Genomic DNA, 20,770 nt, shown 5'->3' on the forward strand with positions numbered 1-20,770 from the left:
CGCCACCGCGAACCGCTCGACGACCCCCGCCTCCGACCGCTTCCGCGACTTCATCGCGTCCGGCTGGGCCGAGCGGGAGGAGCCGCTGCCTGCTCCGCGCGAGCAGGCGTCCTTCGCCGCCTCCCGCCGCGAGCGCCTCTCCGCGCTGCACACCGGCGTGCGCATCGTCATCCCGGCGGGCCGCCTCAAGCAGCGCGCGAACGACACCGACTACCCGTTCCGTGCGCACTCGGCCTTCACCTGGCTCACCGGCTGGGGCTCCGACTCCGAGCCCGGCGCGGTGCTCGTCCTCGAGCCCGCCGGGTCCGGCCACAGCGCGACGCTCTACTTCCGCGAGCGCGCGGGCCGCGACTCCGACGAGTTCTACGCCAACCCCGAGATCGGCGAGTTCTGGATCGGGCCGCGCCCGTCGCTCGCGCAGGTCGCGAGCGATCTCGGCCTCGCCACCCGCGGGATCGCCGAGCTCGACGCGGTCCTCGACGCGCACGACGGCGTCCCCCTCGCCGTGCTGCGCGAGGCCGACCCGGCGGTGACCGGCCGTCTCGACGCGGTCGAGGCCGACGAGCGGGCGGACCGCGACGCGGCGCTCGAGCGCGACATCGCCGAGCTCCGCCTGGTCAAGGACGCCTACGAGATCGCCGAGCTGCGCGCCGCCGTCGACGCGACGGGCCGCGGCTTCGAGGACGTCCTCTCCGACCTGCCGCGCATCATCGCCCACGAGAAGGGCGAGCGCCTGATCGAGGGCGTCTTCAACGGACGCGCGCGCGCCGACGGCAACGCGGTCGGCTACGACACCATCGCCGCGGCGGGCCCCCACGCCTGCATCCTGCACTGGACGCGCAACGACGGGCCGGTGCGCCCCGGCCAGCTGGTGCTGCTGGACGCCGGCGTCGAGCAGGACAGCTACTACACCGCCGACATCACCCGCACCTTCCCGGTGGACGGCCGCTACACGGACGCCCAGCGCCGGGTGCACGAGACGGTGCGGGAGGCGGCCGACGCCGCGTTCGCGATCGTCCGCCCCGGCATCCGCTTCCGCGAGGTTCACGCCGCGGCGATGGCCGTCATCGCGCGGCGCACCGCCGAGTGGGGCCTGCTGCCGGTCAGCGCCGAGGAGGCGCTCGAGGCCGACAACCAGCAGCACCGCCGCTACATGGTCCACGGCACCAGCCACCACCTCGGACTCGACGTGCACGACTGCGCCCGCGCACGGCGCGAGATGTACCTCGACGGACTGGTCGAGGAGGGCATGGTCTTCACCATCGAGCCCGGCCTCTACTTCCAGCCCGACGACCTCACGGTCCCGGAGGAGCTGCGCGGCATCGGCGTCCGGATCGAGGACGACGTGCTCGTCACCTCCGACGGCGCCGAGAACCTCTCGGCCGGCATCCCGCGCTCGGCCGACGACATCGAGGCGTGGATGGCCCGACTGGCCCGCTGAGCCCGGTCGCCCGCGGGGAGCCCCGGCCGCTCAGGCGGCGAGGGGCAGCGCGAACTCCCCGCGGGCGGCGGCGAGCGCCAGCCCGTCGAGCAGCGTCGCCAGCTGACCGGCGGGAGCGTCCGGGTCCTCGGGATGCCACTGCACGCCCACGAGGGGGGCCGCGACGTGCTCGACGGCCTCGATCACGCCGTCCTCCGCCCGGGCGACGACCCGCAGCCCCGGAGCGAGCAGGTCGACCGCCTGGTGGTGCGCGCTCTGCACCGCGAGCGCCTCTAACCCGAAGAGCCCGCCGAGCACGGAGCCCGCCGCGAGCCCGACCTCGTGCCGGTGCATGCGCTGGTGAGCGGGGGCCGCCGCGTTGACGTGCTCCGCCTCCGGCCCCAGGTCCTGCACCAGCGTGCCGCCGAGCGCGACGTTGACGATCTGCAGGCCGCGGCAGATGCCCAGCAGCGGCGTCCGGCGGGCCAGCGCCCGGTGCACCAGCGCGATCTGGGCGGCGTCGGCGCGCTCCGCGTGGGGGCCCTCGGCCGGGTAGCCGCGGTCGGCGCCGTACTGCTCGGGAGCGATGTCCTCGCCGCCCGCGAGGACGAGGGCGTCCGCCCCCGCCGTGCACGCCAGCAGCTCCTCCGTGCCCAGCTCCTCGGCGGCGAAGCGCTCCGCCCGCCAGCCGCGCTCGTGCGCGAGGGCGAGGATGCGGCCGTTCAGGATCTGCACGTAGGCGTGGTACTCCTCGCGGCCCGGTCGCACGCGGGCGACCTCGACGATGGCGAGTGAGCGGGTCATGACTCCATCCTGGGCACGCCGCCGCCGCCGGTCGAACCGCCGTGTCACGCGGTGTCACACTCCGGCCGTACGATCACGGAGTGACCTCGCCGAGCCCGTCCCTCCCGGAGCGCGTGCAGCAGGCGCGCTCCGAGGTCTCCGTCCTCGCCGGGACCACTCCCGAGCGCCGGGTCCGACCGCTGCGCGAGGCCGTCGAGCACGTCGCCGCCGGCGGCTCCCCCGATCCCGGCGCCCTGCTCGACGCGGTCGACTCGCTGGTCGGGCTCGTGACCCGCGCCGAGGTGCAGCTGAGCGGCGTCGAGCGCTCCGTGCGGGACGACCTGGAGCGGGCCGCCACCCTCTCGGACCTGCGCACCTCGGCGCAGCTCGCCTCCGCCGCCGACGTGGCCGTCGCGTGCGCCGCGGCACGGTCGCTCCTCCTCGACGCCGACGACGCCCGGTCGGCCGGCGCCCGCCACGATCCTGCCGCGCTGCTGGTCCTGCTGCTCGACGCCGACTCCGCTCTGGACGCCGTCGTCTCCGGATACCGCGAGCCGCGCGCCCAGGCCGAGCGCCAGCTCCTGCTGTTCGAGGCGGCGCGCACCGCGGCCCGGCTCGGCGCCGAGTCGGTGCTGCTCCTGGCCGCCGTGCACGGCGAGCGCATCACCGCGGCACCCCGGATCCTCGCCGAGGAGACGCTCGGGCAGCTGGATACCGCGGTGCGCCGTGCGGCAGGCGATCCGGCCGGCGCTCTGGACGAGGCCCGCGCCGCCGCCGAACGCGCCCGCTCCGCACTGGACGAGGCCCTGGTCGACCTCGACGGCGCGCCCCCGTCGCTCCGCCCCGCGGCCGTCCCCGGAGGCCTGCCCGCGGCCTGAGGACGCAGGCACCCGGCAGCGGCGCGCGTGCCATAGTGAGGGACATGGCCTCCTTCCTCGTCGTCCCCCAGTGGCAGGGCTCGGCGTCGACGCGCGCGATGCGCCTCGTCGACGGAGCCGAGGCGATCCGGGGCGATCTGCCCTCCTCCGCCACCACGACCCTCGACATCCCCGCCGAGGCGGGCGACGCCCAGGACACCGGCATCCGCCGCTACGCCTCGGTCGCCACCGTCGCCGAGCGGGTGCGCGAGGCCCTCTCGGGCCGCACCGATCCCGTGATCACGATCGGCGGCGACTGCGGCGTCGAGTTCGCGGCGATCGGGCACGCCGTCCGCTCGGCACCGGGTCCGGTCGCGCTGGTCTGGCTCGACGCCCACCCGGACGCGCACTCTCCCGAGTCCTCCCCCAGCGGCGCCTTCTGCGGCATGGTCCTCTCGGCCGCGCTGGGCCGCGGCGTCGGCCTCCTGAGCGCGGGCGCCGAGGAGCGGGTGGCCGACGAGCGCGTCGTCCTCGCCGGTGTCCGCTCCGCCGACGACGGCGAGCTCGAGCCGCTGGTCGAGCGGGGGGCCGCGGTGCTGACCGCGGAAGCCCTCGACCCGGAGTCGCTCGTCGCGGCGGTCGAGGCGACCGGTGCCGCCTCCGTCTACGTGCACCTCGACCTGGACGTGCTCGACCCCGCCGATCTCGCCGGGCTGTTCGACCCGGTGCCCTTCGGCGTGCCCGCGTCGCGCCTCGTCGCGAGCCTCGACGCCCTCCGGTCCCGCTTCCCGCTCGCGGGCGCCGGCGTCACCTCGTTCGCCCCGTCGTCGCCGACGGCGGCCGAGGACGACCTGCCCACGATCCTCCGCCTCCTCGGCGCTCTGTCCCGCGGGGCCTGAGAGAGCCCTGCCATCGGCGCGCAAGCCCGAGCGCGTGTCGGCGGCACCCGGCAAGATGGTCGGACGCGACCGAGCGGAGGAACGATGAGCGACGAGAGACCGCGCGTGCGCACCGAGCGGCGCGGGACCGTGCTCGCGATCGTGCTGGACCGGCCCGAGAAGCGCAACGCCGCCGATCTGCGGCTGCTCGCGGAGCTGGCGTCCGCGTACGGCGAGCTCGACCGCGACCCGGAGCTGCGCGCCGGCGTCGTCCTCGCCGAGGGCGGGCACTTCACGGCCGGGCTCGACCTCGCCGACATCGGGCCCCGCCTGGGCTCCGGCGGCCTCGACTTCGTGCCCGAGGGCGGTCTCGACCCGTGGGGCCTGCGCACCCGCCCCGTGAGCAAGCCGGTGGTCATCGGCCTCCAGGGCACCTGCCTCACGCTCGGCATCGAGCTCGCGCTCGCGAGCGACGTCGTCCTCGCCGAGCGGTCCACCCGCTTCGGCCAGATCGAGGTCGCCCGCGGCATCCTGCCCTTCGGCGGAGCGACGCTGCGCTTCCCCCGCGCCGTCGGCTGGGGCGACGCGATGCGCTGGATCCTCACCGGCGACCTCTTCGACGCCGAGGAGGCCCACCGCATCGGCCTCGTGCAGCAGGTCGTCCCCGACGGGACGGTCGCCGAGGCGGCCTGGGGTCTGGCCGCCCGGATCGCCGCGCAGGCGCCGCTCGCCGTGCAGGCCGCCCTGGCCAGTGCCCGGCTCGCGGTCGCCGCGTCCGACGCCGAGGCCGCGGCCGCGCTCCCCGGGGCGCTCGCGCGTCTCGCGGCGTCCGAGGACGCGCGCATCGGCACCGAGGCCTTCCTCCAGCGCACGACGGCGGAGTTCACCGGACGATGAGCGACGAGAGCACCACCGTCACGGCGCCCGGCGGCTCCTCCCTCGAGGCGCAGCAGGAGCGCGCCGCGCAGCAGCTCGAGATCCGGCTCCGCTACGGCGACCAGGTGTGGGAGCTGCGCGAGGTCGACCACTTCGCCGTCTTCTCCCGCCGCAGCACCGCACGGCGCGCCGGGCGCGTCCTCGTGGCCTCCGGCTTCCAGATCGCGATCTCGCGGCTTCGGCTGAGGCAGGTCCTCGTCGCGAGCCACCACGCCGCGGTCGACGAGGAGTCGACCACCGCGTTCCTCCGCCAGGTGATCGAGGCGGTCGAGAGCCACGGCGGCCGCTACGACGGCTGGCGGGCCGAGATCGTGCCGGCGCATTGAGCGCCGGACACCCACACACGACGGGGCTCGACGCCTCCGAGAACCCCAGGGAGACAGCATGAGCAGCACGACGGACGAGTTCGACGTCATCGTCATCGGAGCAGGGCCGGTGGGCGAGAACCTCGCGGACCGCGCGGTCCAGGGCGGCCTCACCGCGGCCGTCGTCGAGAGCGAGCTCGTCGGGGGCGAGTGCTCCTACTGGGCGTGCATGCCCTCGAAGGCGCTGCTGCGGCCGCCGATGGCGATCCGCGCCGCCCGTGATCTCCCCGGCGCGGCGCAGGCGGTGAGCGGAGGAGTCGACGTGCCCGCGCTCCTGGCCCGCCGCGACTCCTTCACCAGCCACTTCGACGACCACGGCCAGGTGCAGTGGCTCGAGAGCGCCGGCATCGAGCTCGTCCGCGGGCACGGCCGCCTGAGCGGCGAGCGCGAGGTGACCGTGACCGGACCCGACGGCGAGGTGCGCGTGCTCCGCGCCCGCTCCGCCGTCGCCGTCGCGACCGGCACCACCGCCGTCGTCCCCGACATCCCGGGCCTGCGCGCGGCATCCCCCTGGACGAGCCGCGAGGCCACCTCGGCCGAGGAGGTGCCGCCGCGCCTCGTCGTCATCGGCGGCGGAGTCGTCGCGACCGAGATGGCGACCGCCTACGCCGGCATGGGCTCCTCCGTCACGCTCGTCGCCCGCAGCGGACTCCTCGCGCCGTTCGAGCCCTTCGCCGGCGAGCTCGTCGGCTCGGCGCTCCAGGAGCTCGGCGTCGACCTGCGCCTCGGCGACTCGCCCGTCTCGGTCGAGCGCCGGTCCGACGGCACCGTGGCCGTGACGCTCGAGGGCGGCGACGTCATCGAGGCCGACCAGGTGCTCGCCGCGACCGGCCGCGCCCCGCACACCCGCGACGTCGGCCTCGAGACGATGGGCCTCGAGCCCGGCTCCTCGCTGACGGTCGACGACACGATGCTCGTGCTGGGCGGCGACGGTGCTCCCCTCGGCGGCGGGCGTCCGTGGCTCTACGGGGTCGGCGACGTGAATCACCGCGCACTGCTCACGCACCAGGGCAAGTACCAGGCCCGTGCGGCCGGCGACGTGATCGTCGCGCGCGCCACCGGTGCCGAGGTCCACGACGCCCCCTGGGGAGCGCACGTCGCGACCGCGGACCACGAGGCCGTGCCGCAGGTCGTCTTCACCGACCCCGAGGTCGCGTCGGTCGGCCTCACCGCCGCGGCCGCCGAGAAGGCCGGCTACCGCACCCGCGTCGTCGACTACGAGATCGGCTCGGTCGCCGGCGCCGCCCTCGCCGCCGACGGCTACACGGGCACCGCGCGGATGGTCGTGGACGAGGACCGGAAGGTCGTCCTCGGCGTCACCTTCGTCGGCAAGGAGGTCGGAGAGCTGATCCACTCCGCGACGATCGCCGTCGTCGGCGAGGTGCCGCTCTCGCGCCTCTGGCACGCGGTCCCCTCCTATCCGACGATCAGCGAGGTCTGGCTGCGGCTGCTCGAGACCTACGGACGCGACAGCGCGTGAGAGCGCTCCGTCGAGCCGTCGCGATGGTGGCCCTGGATCCGGCGATCACCCGGCCGGGCTACCTCTTCGCGTGCGCGGTCGGACTCGCCTGGGGCGCGCTGTGGAGCACGGGCCCGATCCGGCGCAGCCACGGCCTCGTCGTCTTCACCGGTCTGCCCTCCTGGGCGTTCGGCCGCGGAGGGTCCTGCGTCGGCACGAGCTACCTCACGGGCACCAACGCCTCCGACAGCGTCCTCGAGCACGAGGCCGTGCACAAGGAGCAGTGGCGGCTCTACGGGATGTGGTTCCCGTTCGCGTACACGGTGGCGGGTCGCGATCCGCTGCGCAATCGATTCGAGATCGAAGCCGGTCTCGAGAAGGGCGGATATCTCCGTGGTCACTGACATGACGGGGCGCGTCGTCGTCCTCACCGGAGCGAGCTCCGGCATCGGCCGGGTCGCGGCGGGAGCGCTGGCGTCCGCCGGTGCCCGCGTGGCCGTGGTCGGGCGGAACCCCGAGCGCACCCGCGCGGTCGCCGCCGACGTGGGAGGGGACGCGTTCCTGGCCGACTTCGACCGGCTCGACGACGTCCGCGCCCTGGCCGACGGCCTCCTCGAGCGCTACGAGCGGATCGACGTGCTGGCGAACAACGCGGGCGGGCTCGTCTCCCACCGCGCCGAGACGGTCGACGGCCACGAGCGGACGATCCAGAGCAACCACCTCGCGCCGTTCCTGCTCACGCGGCTCCTGCTCCCGCGGATGATCGAGACCTCGAGGGAGCGGGCCGGCGTCCGCGTCGTCTCCACGGCGAGCCTCGCGAACCGCTTCGGTCGCCTGAGGCTCGACGACCTCGACAACCGCCGGGGTCCGTGGCTCGGCGGCTGGCGGGCGTACGGCACGTCGAAGCTGGTGACGATCCTCTTCATCCGCGAGCTGGCGGAGCGCCTGCTGACGACGTCGGTCGACGCGTACTCGTTCCACCCGGGCGTCGTCTCGACGAGCTTCGGCGCCGACAGCACGATGATGAAGCTGATGACGAGCCTCTCGGTCGGCTCCTTCGGCATCTCCGCCGAGGCGGGTGCGGTGCCGCTGATCACCCTCGCCTCCGAGCCCGACGTCGGCGCCGCCAGCGGCACCTACTTCGACCAGCTGACGCCGCACGGCTCCCTGAACCCCCAGGCCCGCGACCGCGCTCTCGCCCACGACCTCTGGACTCTCTCCAGCCGCCTCGTGGGCGTCTCCCCCACCCTGTAGCCGCTGCCGCTCCCCGCCGCCGCCGACTCGGCGCGGGGCGGCGCGGAGCACCCGGCGCGCTCGCCGGGAGGATCTCGACACACCCTCTCCGAGGGCTGCCCGATCAGCAGGTCTGCGCGCGGTCGCCCGACTCGGTCTGTGCCCGCGAGCTGCTCGATCAGCCGCGAAATCGGTCGGGCGTGGATCTCGAAACTCCCTCTCCGAGCGCTACCCGATGAGCATGTCCGGGCGCGGTCGCCCGACTCGCCGGGCACCCGAGAACCGCTCGATCACGCGCGAGGTCCGTCGGCAGTGACTCTCGAGACGCCCTCTACGAGGTCCACTCGATCAGCATCGTCCTCCGCGGTCGCGCCCCTGGCGCGCCGTCCCCCGCGGCCGCCCCCTCGGCGCGCCGTCCCCCGCGGTCGCGCCTCCGGCGCCCTGTCCCCCGCGGTCGCGCCCCCGGCGCGCCGCACCCCTACGAGCAGCGCCCGGAGCGTCGCAGGGCGTCGTTCTGCAAGGCGGAGGAGGAAGCGATACCGGCGGTATCGCGCCCGACGACAACGCCGCAGAACGTCGCCCTGCGGCGCTCCGGGTCAGTTGGACTCTTGGCGGCCGAGGCGCCAGTACCCCATGAACGCCACCCGCTTCCGGTCGAGTCCGAGCTCGGTGACGAGGCAGCGGCGGATCAGCTTCACGGCGCCGGCTTCTCCGGCGATCCAGGCGTAGAGGCCGGGGTCGGTGCTCTCGTCGGGGACCTCCCAGAGCATCTCGTGGTCGACGTCGATGTCGCTGACGTCCACGCCGCGGTGGTGGGCGGTGAGGAAGCGGGTGGCCCAGGCGCGGACCGCGTCGCCGAGGGCCGCTCCGGGGGCTGCCGCGTGGGCGCGGACGATCCAGGTGACGTGGACGCCGGCGGGGTGGCGGAGCGGGAGGCGGTCGTGGGCGGTGGGGACCTCGAGGAACGCGGCTCCGGTGGCGTCGTCGTCGAGGCTCTCGAGGATCGCGGCGATGGCGGGGACGGCCGTCTCGTCGCCGGCGAGGAGGAGGGAGGTGGCGGCGCCGGGGTGGAACTCGACTCCGCCGCCGGGGAGGTCGGAGCGCGTGTCGGGCGCGATGATGACGATCTGGTCGCCGGCGCGGGCGCTCTCGACCCAGGCGGAGGCCGGTCCGGTGTCGCCGTGGGCGGCGAAGTCGATGTCGACCTCGGCGTCCTCGGGGCGGACGGCGCGGATGGTGTAGGTGCGGAGCGGGTTCCGGAGCTCGTCGGGGAGCTGTCGCCAGCGGCCGTGCCAGTCGGGGTCGAGTCCGTCGGGTCCGTCGGGGTCCGAGACGGAGGCGAGGAAGGCGGGGGCGTCGGAGGCTGCGGTGGGGACGACGAGCTTGATGCGCTGGTCGGGGCCGGTGCAGCCGACGTGGTCGAGGCCGGTGCCGGTGAGGGTCACGCGGATGAAGTGCGGGGCGATCCGGGTCGCTGCGGCGACGGTCGCGAGGTACGGCCGGTAGGCCGGTCGGGCGGGGGCGGCGGTCGTCGGAGGCATCGCCTCAGTCTCGCACAGAAGGTAAGCCTTGCCTAACACTCAACCGGGACGCCCGGCGGACGGTCAGCGCGCGGCGTGCTCGGCGGAGGTGCGCAGGCGCGCCTCCACGTCGGCGGCGAGCTCGGCGACGACGGGGCCGGCCCCGCCGATCCAGGCGCAGAAGTCGTGGCGGCCGTCGGCCCACGGGTAGTCGCCGTCGACGACCGACATCTCGCCGACCCAGGCCCGGACCGCGCGGTCGAGCGCGACTCCGCGGGAGCAGCGCTCACCGGTGCCGGGGGCGCCCGAGCGCTCGGAGCGGCCGAGCCAGGTGACGCAGACCCGTCCGGGGGCGGCGAGCGGCGGCAGTCCGCGCGCGTCGTCGACCTCGACGAAGACCTGGCCGCGGGCGTTCGCGGGGAGGGTGTCGAGGATGCTCTGGATCCACGGCACGACGGTCTCGTCGCCCGCGATCAGGAACTGCTTCACGTCGACCGGCGCGGAGCCGTCGCGGTCCTCGAACATGCACATCGTGTTCGAGTATAGGCAAGGCTTACCTCAGTGACCAGAGCCGGACCTGACCATCCGCCGTGCGGCCGCGCCCGGACCCGTCACGACTGCGGCCTCCCCCCTCACCACTGCGGCGGGTGCCGCCTCTGCCAGCGCGCCCGCCGCTCGAGCTGTGCGCCGATCGCCAGCAGCGTCGCCTCGCCGCCGGGTCGCCCGATCAGCTGGACTCCCATCGGCAGGCCCTCCTCCGTGGTGCTCAGCGGAAGGGTGATCGCGGGGAGGCCGCTCACGTTCACGAAGGACGTGTACGGCGTGTAGAGGCACTGCTGCTCGAAATTGCGCTCGGGATCCTCGAGGTCGTACCAGCCGACGGGGCGCGGCGTCATCGCCAGCGACGGCGTCAGGACCGCGTCGACGCCGGAGAACGCCGCGATCACCGCGCGCTCGTAGCCCGAGAGCCAGGACGCCGCCTCGACGATCTCGCGGGCGGAGCGCCGGCGTCCCTCCTCCACCAGCCAGCGGGTCAGCGGCTCCAGCAGATCGAGGTCCGCGCCCTCGACGGGCAGGGTCGCCGCGCCGCTCTGCCACAGCGTCCGGAACGCGGCGGGGTACGCGGCGCTCGGGGGCAGCAACGCCTCCTCGAGCCCGTGGCCGAGCGCGGCCAGCGCGGCGATCCCCTCGTCCAGCGCGGCGCGCGCCTCCGGAGCGAGAGCGATCTCGTACTCCTCGTCCCAGGGCGAGTCCGTCAGCACGCCGATCTGGAAGCGCCCCTCTCCGCGCACCGCGGCGCCGAGGAACGAGCCGTCGCCGTCACCGGGCGCGCCGAGCGACCAGCGCTGCGGGAGGCGGCCGTTCGTCCGCTCCAGCATGCCCTCGAGCAGGAGGCCCGCGTCGGCGACCGAGCGGGTGATCGGCCCGGCGACCGTCAGGCCGCCGACTCCGCCGATGCCGGAGAGCGCGGCGACACGTCCGCGGGAGGGCTTCAGTCCTACCAGGCCGCAGGCCGCGGCGGGGATGCGGATGGACCCGCCGCCGTCCGAGGCGGGGGCGAACGGCAGCAGTCCCGCGGCGACGGCGACCGCCGCTCCTCCGCTGGATCCGCCGGCCCCGAGGCGGGTGTCCCAGGGCGTGACGGCGGGCGGGCCGATGCGCGTCTCGGTGTAGGAGGGCATCCCGAACTCGGGCGTCGCGGTCTTGCCGAGGCTGACCGCTCCCGCCGCGTCGAGCACCTCGACGATCTCGTCGGAGGCGGTGGGCACGTGGTGCTCGCGCAGCCGCGATCCGGATGCGGTCCGCACGCCCGCGCGCCGCCAGAGGTCCTTGTCGCCACTCGGCAGGCCCCAGAGCGGAGCGGTGCCGGGCCCGGTGCCGAGCGCTGACGCCCGCTCCCGCGCCCGATCGGCGGTCACCGTGGCGAAGGCGCCCAGCTCCCCGTTCCACCGCTCGATCCGGGCGAGGTAGTGATCGGCGAGCTCGAGAGGCGTGACCTCTCCGCGCTGCAGCCAGTCCCACTGCTCCTGGGCGCTGAGGTGGTGGAGTTCGAACATGGAACGACCCTATTCCGCCGCTCCGGGGAGCCGGCGGAACAGGTTCGTGGGGGTCAGGCCGCGCGGCGGCCGCTCTCGCTCGCCTCGTCGATGCCCTTCCGGGCGCCGTCGGGCACCACGGTGTCGCGGTCGATTCGGGCGCCGGTCGCGATCACGGCCGAGCGTCCGATGCGGGAGTAGCTCCCGATCCGCGCCCCCGGTCCGATGATCGCCTCGGGCCCGACGTGCACGTTCGCGCCGATGAAGGCGCTGTGCCCGATCATGGCGTCGCGGTCGACCCAGCTGCCCGCGCCGATCCAGGCGCGCTCGCCCACGGTCGCGCCGGGCTCCACGTAGGCGCCGGTCTCCACGTACGCGGTCGCCGAGACGCGCGATCCGGGAGCGACCATGCCGCGTCCGTTCGCGTGGCGGCGGTAGACGATCTCGTCGTCACTGCCGCGCGCCCCTCGACCCTTGTTCATCCCTGTTCCTGCCATCTGCCTCTGGCTCCTCCGAGCTGTCCGGTGGGCGGGGCGCCGAGCCCCGTCCCGTCATCGGTAGACAACAGCGGCGAGCGCCCGCGCATTCCCCGTTCGGGGGGCGCTGGCGCGGGGTGGAGGCGGGGCGGCGGGCGGAGCGGAGAGCGGGCGTCGGACCGGACCCGCGCGGGCGTCCCCGGAGCGTCACTCCACCGCGTCGGCGACCGCGGTCACGACCGCGCGGAACCGGTCCGGCGCCTCGCGGATCCGCCGCCGGAGGAGGACCCCGGCGAGCGCCGACGAGGCGGGTGCGGCGACCAGCTCGCACTCGACCCGGGCCCCCTCCTCGTCCGCCAGGACCCGCCACTGCTCGACGCCGAGCACGGGGAGTCGGCGCTCGAGCCCGCTCCCCCGCCTCTCGTAGGCGCCGTCGGCGGCGAGGACGTCCGCGAGGGCGGCGAGCACCGGGGCGGGGTCGGCGTGGAGGATGGAGGCGAGGGCGAGGATGCTGCGCACGGCGGCAGTCTCGCACGCCCCCGCGTCAGGAGCGGGCGTCGAGGACGCGCCGGAGCCAGTCGAACGACGCCTTGGGCACGCGGTCCCGGCTGCGCGTGTCGACGGCCACGAGCCCGTGCGGGCGGCTGTAGCCGTGCTGCCACTCGAACGCGTCGACCAGGGTCCAGAGCTGCACGGCCTCCACCGGCAGTCCGTCGTGGACGGCCTCGGCGAGAGCGGCCAGGTGAGCCCCGAGCCAGCGGATCCGCTCCGTGTCGACGATCGCACCCTCGCGATCGGGCTCGTCGGGGTAGCTCGCGCCGAGCGCGGTCACCACCAGCGGCGGCAGGGCGTCGCCGTAGCGCTCCACGAGGGACCGCAGCACCGAGACCACCGCCCAGGGTGCGACCGGCGAGCCGTCGCCCGTGCGGTCCAGCTCCGGCCAGGGCGCCGTGTGGAAGGGGAGCGCGGGAGGAGCGCCCACCCCGGTCGGCAGCGCCGGGTCGCGGCCCGCCACGATCCGCAGCGGCGGCAGCGGCGCGACCGCGTAGAAGTCGAGCGGAGCCGAGATGCGCGCGAGGTCGACCGGATCCGCCTGCGCGAGGGCGCCGAGGAACGGCGGCAGCTCCTCCGGTCCGACCGGGTAGGACCCGGTCAGCACGGCGTCGGCCACCAGGCGGTTCCGCAGGACGTCCGCCAGGGAGGCGAAGGCGCGGTCCCGGTCGTCGTCCGAGGCGGGCTCGACCGGCGCGAGCGCGTCGACGAGGCCGATCCTCCCGGTCACCTCCGCCGCCCGCAGCGCCTCCAGCGCCACGCCGTGCCCGAGGAGCTGGTGGTGCAGCGCCGGCAGGGCGCTGAACAGCCGGCCGGCGCCCGGCGCCTGCCGCACGAGCGCGTAGCCCTCGAGCATCACCGTCGACGGCTGGTCGAGGGTGATCCAGTCGGCGACCCGGTCGCCGAACCGCCCGCCGAGCTCGAAGGCGAGATCGCCGAAGCGGAACGCGGTGTCGCGGTTCATCCAGCCGCCGCTGAGCGCCGACGGGGTGTCGCGGTGGTGCAGGGTCAGCGCGACCCGGATCCCCGTCTCGGCGAGCCCGTCGAGCAGGCGGTCGTAGAAGCCGAGCCCTCCGCGGTCGATCGGCCCGCGGCCGTCGGGCTGCAGCCGGGGCCACGAGACCGAGAGCCGGAGCTCGTCGACGCCGAGATCGACCAGCAGCGCGAGGTCCTCGCGCCAGCGCAGGAGGAAGTCCGTCGCGATCTCGGGAGTGGCCTCCTCGGCGATCGTCCCCCGTCGCAGCGCGAAGTCGTCCCACACCGACCGGCCCCGGCCGCCCGTCTCGAGGGAGCCCTCCGTCTGGAAGGCGCTCTGCGCCAGTCCGATGCGCAGGCCCGGCGGCAGGAGCCCGCCCAGCTCGCGCGGATCGTCGAAGCGCGCAGCCTCGACGCGCACCTCCCGCCGATCGCGCCCGCGGGCCTCGTCTTCGCGCATTCCACTGTCCTCCGGATCTGATCGACGGGTATATTCTCGCGGAAGCGCTCTCCCGGATCTCCCCGACTCCCCCGACCGGCTGAGACGCCTCCTCCGGATGGTGTACATCCGGGAACAGTGGTGCGGCGCGCTTGACAGCTCCCCCCTGCCCCCGTGCAATGGACGCATCGTGAAATCGGGCGTCGACGTGGCAGTACCGGGGGGTTCACCGGTCGTGCCGGTGCCCCGACTCCGCCGATCCCCGCGGCGCACGGCCGCCCTGCTGCTGGTGCTCCTCGCGGCCGTCGCCTCCGTCTCCGGGCTGGCCGCTCCGGCCGCGCAGGCCGCCGCTCTCGCGATCACCGCTCCCTCCTCCGGCGCGGTCCTCAGCACGGGAGCGACGACGGTCACCGGCACGGCGACGGCCGGGGACCAGGTGCAGATCGGGCTCCGCGGCGGCGGCGACCCCCTCTGCATCACCACCGCGGGCCCCGACGGCGGCTGGAGCTGCGCCGTCTCCCTCGACGACGGGCCGGCGACCCTGGTCGCGGTGGAGCTCCTCGCCGGCGGCGGGACCACCTCGGCCGCCGTCCCGATCGCCGTCCTCAGCGCCCCCGTCATCGAGTCGGTCGACGGCTCGGCGACCTCCGCGGGCTCGGTCCGCGGCACGGCCTACCCCGGCGCGAGCGTCGCCGCGGTCTCGAACGGCGGCGCCGCGTGCCTGGCCACCGCCGACTCCGGCGGCGCATGGTTCTGCCAGCTCGCCCCCACTCCGGCGCCGGGCAGCTACCGCGTCACCGCGACGCAGACCGCCTCCTTCGCCGGCAGCGCCGCCTCGCCGGCCAGCGCGCCGGTGACCCTCGTGGTCGACACCGCTGCTCCTGCCGCCCCCGCCCTCACCTCGCCGTCGAACGGCGCCGCCCTGCCGCTCAGCGGCGCGTCCTACTCCGGGACGGGCGTGGACGGCACTCGCGCCTACGTGTACGTGGACCGGGTCAACACCTGCGACGCGGCGGTCAGCGGAGGCGCCTGGAGCTGCACCGGCGGCACGATCACGGCGGGCGCGCATCGGGTCTCCGCCATCGCCGGAGACAGCGCCGGCAACTACAGCCCGCCGAGCCCCTGGATCGACGTGACCTTCGCGGCGGCGACGACCGCTCCCACCGGCACGCCCAGCGCGACGACGCCGGCCGCCCCCGGAGCCGCGCCCAGTGCGCCCGGGGCCGCCGCGTCTCCCGCTCCGAGCAGCGCGGCGCCGACCGCGTCCCCGTCGCCCGTCCGCCCCGGAGAGGCCGCGCCCGCGCCCGAGGACGAGCCGACCGCCGAGCCCACCGCAGCACCGGTCCCGGCTCCCGACCAGGACGGCGGTGACGTGCCGCCGCAGCCCGCCCCCGACGCCGGATCGGAGCCGGGCGGCTGGAGCGCGGCGACCGGGATGACCACCGCGCTGTCCGCCGGATCGCCCGTCGTCTCGATGGCCGACTGGATGCGCTCCCTCGCCCTCGCTCTGCTCTCGCTCGCCCTGGTCGTCGTGCCGGCCCGCCTCGCCGCGGCCGGGCGCGCGCCCCGCGCCGAGCGCAGCTGGCACCTCACGGGCCGCAACCGCGCCGCCGTCGAGTACGACGACAAGCCGGACACCGGTCCCGCCTCGCCGCGCCTGATGGTCGTCGGGATGATCGGCTGCGCAGCCGGCCTCGTCCTGCTCTCGGGACGCGTCGACGGCCAGCCCGCCTACCTGCGCCTGCTGATCGCCGTCATCGTGGCCGTCGCCGTGGTCAACGCGGTCGCCGCCGCCGTCCCCGCGCTGGTCGGCCGACGGATCGGCGTCAGCGGGATCGGCGTCGTCGCCGCTCCGCGCGCGCTGCTCCTGGTCGCGGCGGCCGCTCTCGTCTCGCGCTTCGCGGGACTGGACCCGGCGCTCCTCTTCGGCGTGGTGATCGGCCTCGTCCTCCCCGAGGGCGCATCCGCCGTCGACCGGGCGAAGCTCTCCACCGTCCGCGTCGTCTCGCTGCTGGGTCTCGCCGGACTCGCCTGGGGCGCCTCCGCCGTGGTCCCGCCCGACGGCTCGTTCGGCTCCGTGCTCGCCGCGGAGGTGCTCAGCGCGACCACGCTGATCTCGGTCGGCTCGAGCGTGGTGCTGCTGTTCCCGGTCGGGCGCCCCGCCGGCCGCAGCATCCTGCGCTGGTCCCCGCTGCTCTGGCTCGGGCTCACGCTCCTCGCGACGACCGTGCTGTTCGTGCTGCTCACCCCGACCATCGCGTCCTGGTCGACCGACGGCGGAGCGGGTCCGGTGCTCTTCGCCGTCGTCGCCTTCAGCGCGGTGTGCACGTCGATCTGGGCCTGGCGGCGCTTCGTCGAGTCGGAGTAGCCGGGCTCGGGCGCCCGCTCAGCCGATCGAGACGGGCCGGTCGAGGTCGTCGCCCGGCAGCACGTCGGCCACGGCGCCGACGGTCAGCTCGCGCAGCGTCGCGATGCCGCCGTAGACGCCGAGGAACGCGGTGTCGGCCGCGTCGCGTCCCGTCGCGATCCGCACGAGGCTCGACCGCGGCGCGAGCGTCGTCGCGTCGACCGCCCGCCACTCCCCCTCGATCCAGGCCTCCGCGACCGCGTGGAAGTCCATCGGCTGCAGTCCCGGCGCGTACACGGCCGCCAGTCGGGCGGGCACGTCCAGCGCCCGGAGGAGGGCGACGACGAGGTGCGCGAAGTCGCGGCAGACGCCGCGGCGGGCGAGCAGCGTCCGCTCGGCCCCGTCCGTCGGAAGGCTCGAGCCGGGGACGTACGCCAGCCGCGTGCCGACCCAGGAGCTCACCGCGTGCAGGAGGTCCGCCCCGGACAGGCCGGCGAACTCGGCCCGGGCCGTCGCCCACAGCACGTCCGACTCGGCGTAGCGGCTCGGCCGCAGGTACCGCAGCCGGTCCACCTCGTCGCCCTCGAGCGGAGCGAGGCGTCCCAGGACGCGCGCGGAGTAGTCCACGACGAGGTGCCCGACCGGCGCGTCGAGCACGTGCAGCCGGGTGCCGTGCTGGTCGATCACCTCGCGAGCGGCGAGCGGGCGGCCGTCGACGGTGAGCGTCAGCGACTCCTCCGCCCCGTACGCGTCGGCCACCGCGATCGACAGGACGAGGGCGGCCGGAGCCGCGATGTCGAGGGTCAGGTGGGCCGAGACGTCGCGCTGCATGGGGCTCTTCTCCGGGGCGTGGCGGGTGGGGGTCAGGCGCCCTGCTCGCCCTTCGGCGGCGGGGTGGGGGCGGCGTCCGGCTCCTGCACGAGCTGCAGCCCGCCGGACGAGTTCGCCGAGACGGTCAGCAGGTCGATCCAGGTGCGGTTGATCGAGGGGACCCGTCCGCCGAAGTACTTGAAGTAGAGGGGCACGGAGGGGTCGAGCCAGATGCTCGAGCGGCCGTCACCGACCGCGGGGTCGTCCCGCCAGGAGAAGAAGAAGCTCTCGCGGCGGCGCAGCTTGTTGGCGATGACGATCTGGACGTGCGTGAGCGTGCGGTCGTCGAACTCGATCTCGACTCCCGAGGCTCCGTAGAGCAGCTTCCCCATGGGGGCCTCCCGGCCGCCCGTCGCCGGGCGGTGCATGACGGTGCCCGCGGGCACGAGAAGCGGGACCGTTCCGGCGCCCGCCGTGGACCGGGCGGCTCGCATCCGGACGCGGGCGCCCGGGCTCGGAACCGCCCGGTGACGACTCTAGGCGAGGCGGCGCGGGCGCGCGGGATCCTCGTCCGATTCCCGAACACCGGGCTCCTCCGGCCGGAAGGACGACCGGTCCGGAGGCGCGCCCGGCGCCCTGCCGGATCCGGGCGAGACGCGCCGGGGCACTGCCGCGCGCATGTCGGAGGTCGGACGTACGGTACCCGCATGATCGAATGCGCACTCTGCGGAACCGACGCCGTCGTCCTCGACCGCTCCGGCGGCCGCGACACTGAGGAGGAGCTCGTCGTGCTCTGCGCCGACTGCACCCCGGGCGAGATCACCCAGGCCCTCGAGGCCGGGCTGCTCGAGCCCGCTCGACGCAGCGCGCACGCCCGCGCCGCCTAGAGAGCGGCACGTCGGACGGAGTGCCCCCACTGGGACTCGAACCCAGACTGAGACGATTTTAAGTCGTCTGCCTCTGCCGATTGGGCTATGGGGGCGACCACCGGGAGGAGCGACCCTCCCGGCGGCGGTGTCAGGACTTGGCGGGCTCGCCGCCGACCGGGACCGGAGCACCGGCCTGGCCGGGGATCTGCGCCGGGGCCTGCGCGGCCGGAGCCTCGGCGGCCGGGGCCGCCGGACGCGGACGCGACGCGTAGGTCTCGAAGGAGCCGCGGGGGTACTCGCGGGCCTCGATCGAGGCGATGTCGCGGCCGAGCCAGAGGTTGTTCCACCAGCCCCAGACCACGCGGAACTTGCGCTCCCACGAGGGCATGGCGAGACCGTGGTAGCCGCGGTGCATCACCCAGGCGGGGAAGCCCTTCACGGCGATCTTGCCGGACTGGAACACGCCGATGCCGATGCCCAGGCCCGCGACCGCGCCGAGGTTCTTGTGCACGTAGTCGACCGGCTCCTCGCCGCGGAGCACCGCGGTGATGTTCTTGGCCATGAGCTTGCCCTGGCGGACGGCGTGCTGGGCGTTCGGCACGCAGAAGCCGCCGACGCCGCCGCCGGTGAGGTCGGGGACGGCCGTCGCGTCGCCGGCGCCCCAGGCGCCCTCGACGAGCACGTCGTCGTGGCCGACGCGGAGGTCGGCGCGCACGCGCAGGCGGCCGCGCTCCTCGATGGGCAGGTCGGAGTTCTTGATCGACGGGTTCGCCATGACGCCCGCGGTCCAGATGATGAGGTCCGACTCGAAGCTCTCGCCCGTCGACAGCTGGATGACGCCGTTCTCGGCCGACTTGAGCTGCGTGTCGAGGTGCACGGTGGCGCCGCGCTGGTCGAGGTTCTTCAGCACCCAGTGGCTCGTCTCGAGGGCGACCTCGGGCATGATCCGGCCCATCGCCTCGATGAGGTGGAACTGCGTCTCCTCGAAGTCGATCTCGGGGTAGCGCTTGAGCAGCGCGCTCGCGAAGGAGCGCAGCTCGGCGAAGACCTCGATGCCCGCGAACCCGCCGCCGACGACCGTGACGGTCAGCAGGCGCGAGCGCTCGGGGCCGGCGGGGAGCGACGCGGCCTTGTCGAAGTTCGTGAGCATGCGGTCGCGGATCGCGGTCGCCTCCTCGATCGTCTTCAGGCCGATCGCGTTGTCGGCGACGCCCGGGATCGGGAAGGTGCGCGAGACGGAGCCGGCGGTGACGACGATCTGGTCGTACTCGAACTCGTAGGGCTCGCCCACGGTCGGGGTGATCGTCGCGGTGCGGTTCGCGTGGTCGATCTTCGTCACCTTGGCGGCGAGGATCGCGGTCTTCTTGAGGTGGCGGCGGAGCGAGACGATCGCGTGGCGCGGCTCGATCGACCCCGCGGCGACCTCGGGGAGGAAGGGCAGGTACGCCATGTAGGGCAGCGGGTCGACGATCGTGACCTCTGCCTCGTGCGGGCGGAGCTGCTTCTCGAGCTTCCACGCGGTGTAGAAGCCGGCGTAGCCGCCTCCGACGATCAGGATTCTGGGCACGGTTGACTCTCCAAGAGGGATGGACAATGCGAACACCCTCACGCAATGCGAAGTGCCCGCTCTCGATGCGGTGGGCAGCACTGACCCCGACTGGGAATCAGCTTAGCGAAGAGCGCGCCGGTGGTGGCGCCTCCGTGGCTCCGGTAGGAGCGGCTACGCGTCGAGCGGCCTGCAGGCGCAGCGCTCGGGAGACCAGTCGGCGCGGGCCAGGGCCAGATCGCCGATCGGATTGACGCCGGGGCCCGCCGCGAGGGCGTGCGCGGCGAGGGCGTGGAGGCACTTCACCCGCGAGGGCATGCCCCCGGAGGAGATGCCCGCGATCTCCGGGACGGAGCCGACGCTCTCGCGGTCGGCCAGGAACGCCCGGTGCGCAGCGGCGTACGCCTCGCGCAGCTCCTCGTCCTCGGCGAGCATCGCGTTGTACTCGACCATGACCTGGGTGGCCTCGAGCTGCGAGATCGCGGCCGTCGCGGCGGGGTGGGTCAGGTAGTAGAAGGTGGGGAACGGCGTGCCGTCGGACAGGCGGGGGCTCGTGGAGACCACCGTCGGGTCGCCGCAGACGCAGCGTGCGCTGATCCCGACGACGTCCCGCGCGGGACGGCCCAGCTGGGCGGAGACGACCGCGATGTCGCGCTCGGACGGCGGATCGAAGGGGGGCGTGGTCACGGGGGCTCCAGAGGACGGACGGCCGGGAGGACGCTCCAGTGTACGCGGGGCCGGGCGGGAGCGACGGGGTCGGGCGGGAGCTACGGAGTCGGTGTCAGCTCATCGGCGGTCGGCTCGCCGAGGCCCGAGACCGCGATCGAGGACAGCAGGGATCCGGCCCAGTCGCTCGGGGTCTCCTGCACCGTGTCGCTCGCGGGCTGCTGCGCCTGCTGGGCGAGCGTCACGTCGTCGAGCACGAGGTAGCTCACCTCGCCGGGCATCACGAAGTACAGCCGCTCGCGGGCCTGCGCGCGGATGAACGCCGGGTCGGACCAGCGGGTGCGCTGCTCGTCGAGGTTCTGCGCCTGGGTCTTGGCCGCGTCGACCGAGCGCTGCAGCTCGGCGATCTCGGCGCGCTGCTCGACGAAGTTCTTGATGCTCGGGGCGAGCACGACCACCGCGAGGATCATGATCCCCATCACCAGCAGCGTGAAGCCCGAGCCGCGGACGCCGGCGATCCACGCGGACGAGGGCGGAGCGGGCGCCCGAGCCCGGCTACTCCGACTCGACGAAGCGCCGCCAGGCCCAGATCGACGTGCACAC

General features: G+C 74.9%; 22 protein-coding genes and 1 tRNA gene. 10 read left to right on the top strand and 13 right to left on the bottom strand.

The window, feature by feature from the left end; translation table 11 throughout:
• Positions 1 to 1,441 (top strand): aminopeptidase P family protein (locus tag C5C99_RS15595; protein ID WP_104315732.1); only part of this gene is annotated, 1,441 nt, incomplete at its 5' end.
• 30 nt (positions 1,442 to 1,471) lie between these two features.
• Here the strand turns inward: C5C99_RS15595 and C5C99_RS15600 are convergent.
• Entirely contained in the window at positions 1,472 to 2,224 is a 753-nt protein-coding gene (locus C5C99_RS15600; RefSeq protein ID WP_104340366.1) for a gamma-glutamyl-gamma-aminobutyrate hydrolase family protein, read from the bottom strand.
• An 80-nt stretch (positions 2,225 to 2,304) separates the two neighbouring features.
• Here C5C99_RS15600 and C5C99_RS15605 point away from each other — a divergent pair, with 80 nt between their 5' ends.
• The 7 genes from C5C99_RS15605 (at position 2,305) to C5C99_RS15635 (ending at position 7,952) form a co-directional block, all read left to right on the top strand.
• On the top strand, positions 2,305 to 3,081 hold the full coding sequence (locus tag C5C99_RS15605; protein ID WP_104340367.1) for a hypothetical protein: 777 nt from the start codon (positions 2,305 to 2,307) through the stop codon (positions 3,079 to 3,081).
• Between the two features lie 44 nt (positions 3,082 to 3,125).
• Entirely contained in the window at positions 3,126 to 3,959 is an 834-nt protein-coding gene (locus tag C5C99_RS15610) for an arginase family protein (RefSeq protein WP_104340368.1), read from the top strand.
• Positions 3,960 to 4,043: 84 nt separating this feature from the next.
• Complete coding sequence (locus tag C5C99_RS15615; protein WP_104225033.1) at positions 4,044 to 4,835, top strand: crotonase/enoyl-CoA hydratase family protein; 792 nt, start codon at positions 4,044 to 4,046, stop codon at positions 4,833 to 4,835.
• Entirely contained in the window at positions 4,832 to 5,200 is a 369-nt protein-coding gene (locus tag C5C99_RS15620; RefSeq protein WP_104225032.1) for a ribonuclease E inhibitor RraB, read from the top strand. The genes C5C99_RS15615 and C5C99_RS15620 overlap by 4 nt, the downstream gene beginning before the upstream one ends.
• 58 nt (positions 5,201 to 5,258) lie before the next feature.
• Positions 5,259 to 6,719 (top strand): NAD(P)/FAD-dependent oxidoreductase, encoded by a 1,461-nt coding sequence (locus C5C99_RS15625; RefSeq protein ID WP_104340369.1) that lies wholly within the window; start codon positions 5,259 to 5,261, stop codon positions 6,717 to 6,719.
• 23 nt (positions 6,720 to 6,742) lie between these two features.
• Positions 6,743 to 7,102 (top strand): Fe-S oxidoreductase, encoded by a 360-nt coding sequence (locus tag C5C99_RS15630; protein ID WP_104297806.1) that lies wholly within the window; start codon positions 6,743 to 6,745, stop codon positions 7,100 to 7,102.
• Positions 7,092 to 7,952 (top strand): SDR family NAD(P)-dependent oxidoreductase, encoded by an 861-nt coding sequence (locus C5C99_RS15635; RefSeq protein ID WP_244230659.1) that lies wholly within the window; start codon positions 7,092 to 7,094, stop codon positions 7,950 to 7,952. Before C5C99_RS15630 ends, C5C99_RS15635 begins: the two co-directional genes overlap by 11 nt.
• A gap of 575 nt (positions 7,953 to 8,527) precedes the next feature.
• On the opposite strand, the gene C5C99_RS15640 is transcribed toward C5C99_RS15635, so the two are convergent.
• The 6 genes from C5C99_RS15640 to C5C99_RS15665 all read right to left on the bottom strand — a co-directional run bounded on the left by C5C99_RS15640 (position 8,528) and on the right by C5C99_RS15665 (position 13,950).
• A complete protein-coding gene (locus tag C5C99_RS15640) occupies positions 8,528 to 9,472 on the bottom strand; it encodes a siderophore-interacting protein (protein WP_104340370.1) in 945 nt (314 codons plus the stop codon).
• Positions 9,473 to 9,535: 63 nt separating this feature from the next.
• On the bottom strand, positions 9,536 to 9,982 hold the full coding sequence (locus C5C99_RS15645) for an SIP domain-containing protein (RefSeq protein WP_104248226.1): 447 nt from the start codon (positions 9,980 to 9,982) through the stop codon (positions 9,536 to 9,538).
• A gap of 101 nt (positions 9,983 to 10,083) precedes the next feature.
• Complete coding sequence (locus C5C99_RS15650; protein WP_104340371.1) at positions 10,084 to 11,508, bottom strand: amidase; 1,425 nt, start codon at positions 11,506 to 11,508, stop codon at positions 10,084 to 10,086.
• A 53-nt stretch (positions 11,509 to 11,561) separates the two neighbouring features.
• Positions 11,562 to 11,969, bottom strand: a complete 408-nt coding sequence (locus C5C99_RS15655; protein WP_104334124.1) for a transferase — start codon at positions 11,967 to 11,969, stop codon at positions 11,562 to 11,564.
• A 201-nt stretch (positions 11,970 to 12,170) separates the two neighbouring features.
• The gene (locus C5C99_RS15660; RefSeq protein WP_104340372.1) at positions 12,171 to 12,482 is read right to left on the bottom strand and encodes a hypothetical protein; all 312 of its coding nucleotides are present in this window, start codon (positions 12,480 to 12,482) and stop codon (positions 12,171 to 12,173) included.
• 25 nt (positions 12,483 to 12,507) lie between these two features.
• Complete coding sequence (locus tag C5C99_RS15665) at positions 12,508 to 13,950, bottom strand: glycoside hydrolase family 1 protein (RefSeq protein WP_181074629.1); 1,443 nt, start codon at positions 13,948 to 13,950, stop codon at positions 12,508 to 12,510.
• Between the two features lie 220 nt (positions 13,951 to 14,170).
• Here C5C99_RS15665 and C5C99_RS16905 point away from each other — a divergent pair, with 220 nt between their 5' ends.
• Positions 14,171 to 16,297, top strand: coding sequence for a hypothetical protein (locus tag C5C99_RS16905; RefSeq protein WP_181074630.1), 2,127 nt, complete (start codon positions 14,171 to 14,173; stop codon positions 16,295 to 16,297).
• Between the two features lie 18 nt (positions 16,298 to 16,315).
• Here the strand turns inward: C5C99_RS16905 and C5C99_RS15670 are convergent, their stop codons facing one another.
• Complete coding sequence (locus C5C99_RS15670) at positions 16,316 to 17,107, bottom strand: transglutaminase family protein (protein ID WP_104340374.1); 792 nt, start codon at positions 17,105 to 17,107, stop codon at positions 16,316 to 16,318.
• Between the two features lie 32 nt (positions 17,108 to 17,139).
• Positions 17,140 to 17,478 (bottom strand): ATP-dependent DNA ligase, encoded by a 339-nt coding sequence (locus C5C99_RS15675; RefSeq protein WP_068211888.1) that lies wholly within the window; start codon positions 17,476 to 17,478, stop codon positions 17,140 to 17,142.
• 315 nt (positions 17,479 to 17,793) lie between these two features.
• Here C5C99_RS15675 and C5C99_RS15680 point away from each other — a divergent pair, with 315 nt between their 5' ends.
• A complete protein-coding gene (locus C5C99_RS15680; RefSeq protein WP_104225020.1) occupies positions 17,794 to 17,973 on the top strand; it encodes a hypothetical protein in 180 nt (59 codons plus the stop codon).
• A gap of 21 nt (positions 17,974 to 17,994) precedes the next feature.
• Here the strand turns inward: C5C99_RS15680 and C5C99_RS15685 are convergent.
• From C5C99_RS15685 to C5C99_RS15700, 4 genes are all read right to left on the bottom strand, one after another.
• Positions 17,995 to 18,068: transfer RNA gene (locus tag C5C99_RS15685), tRNA-Leu, on the bottom strand.
• A gap of 35 nt (positions 18,069 to 18,103) precedes the next feature.
• Complete coding sequence (locus tag C5C99_RS15690; RefSeq protein WP_104225019.1) at positions 18,104 to 19,522, bottom strand: NAD(P)/FAD-dependent oxidoreductase; 1,419 nt, start codon at positions 19,520 to 19,522, stop codon at positions 18,104 to 18,106.
• 153 nt (positions 19,523 to 19,675) lie between these two features.
• Positions 19,676 to 20,188, bottom strand: coding sequence for a DUF501 domain-containing protein (locus C5C99_RS15695; protein ID WP_104227430.1), 513 nt, complete (start codon positions 20,186 to 20,188; stop codon positions 19,676 to 19,678).
• A gap of 80 nt (positions 20,189 to 20,268) precedes the next feature.
• Positions 20,269 to 20,770 (bottom strand): septum formation initiator family protein (locus C5C99_RS15700; RefSeq protein WP_258063721.1); only part of this gene is annotated, 502 nt, incomplete at its 5' end.

It is taken from the genome of Rathayibacter sp. AY1C4 (assembly GCF_002932195.1).
GTDB lineage: Bacteria > Actinomycetota > Actinomycetes > Actinomycetales > Microbacteriaceae > Rathayibacter.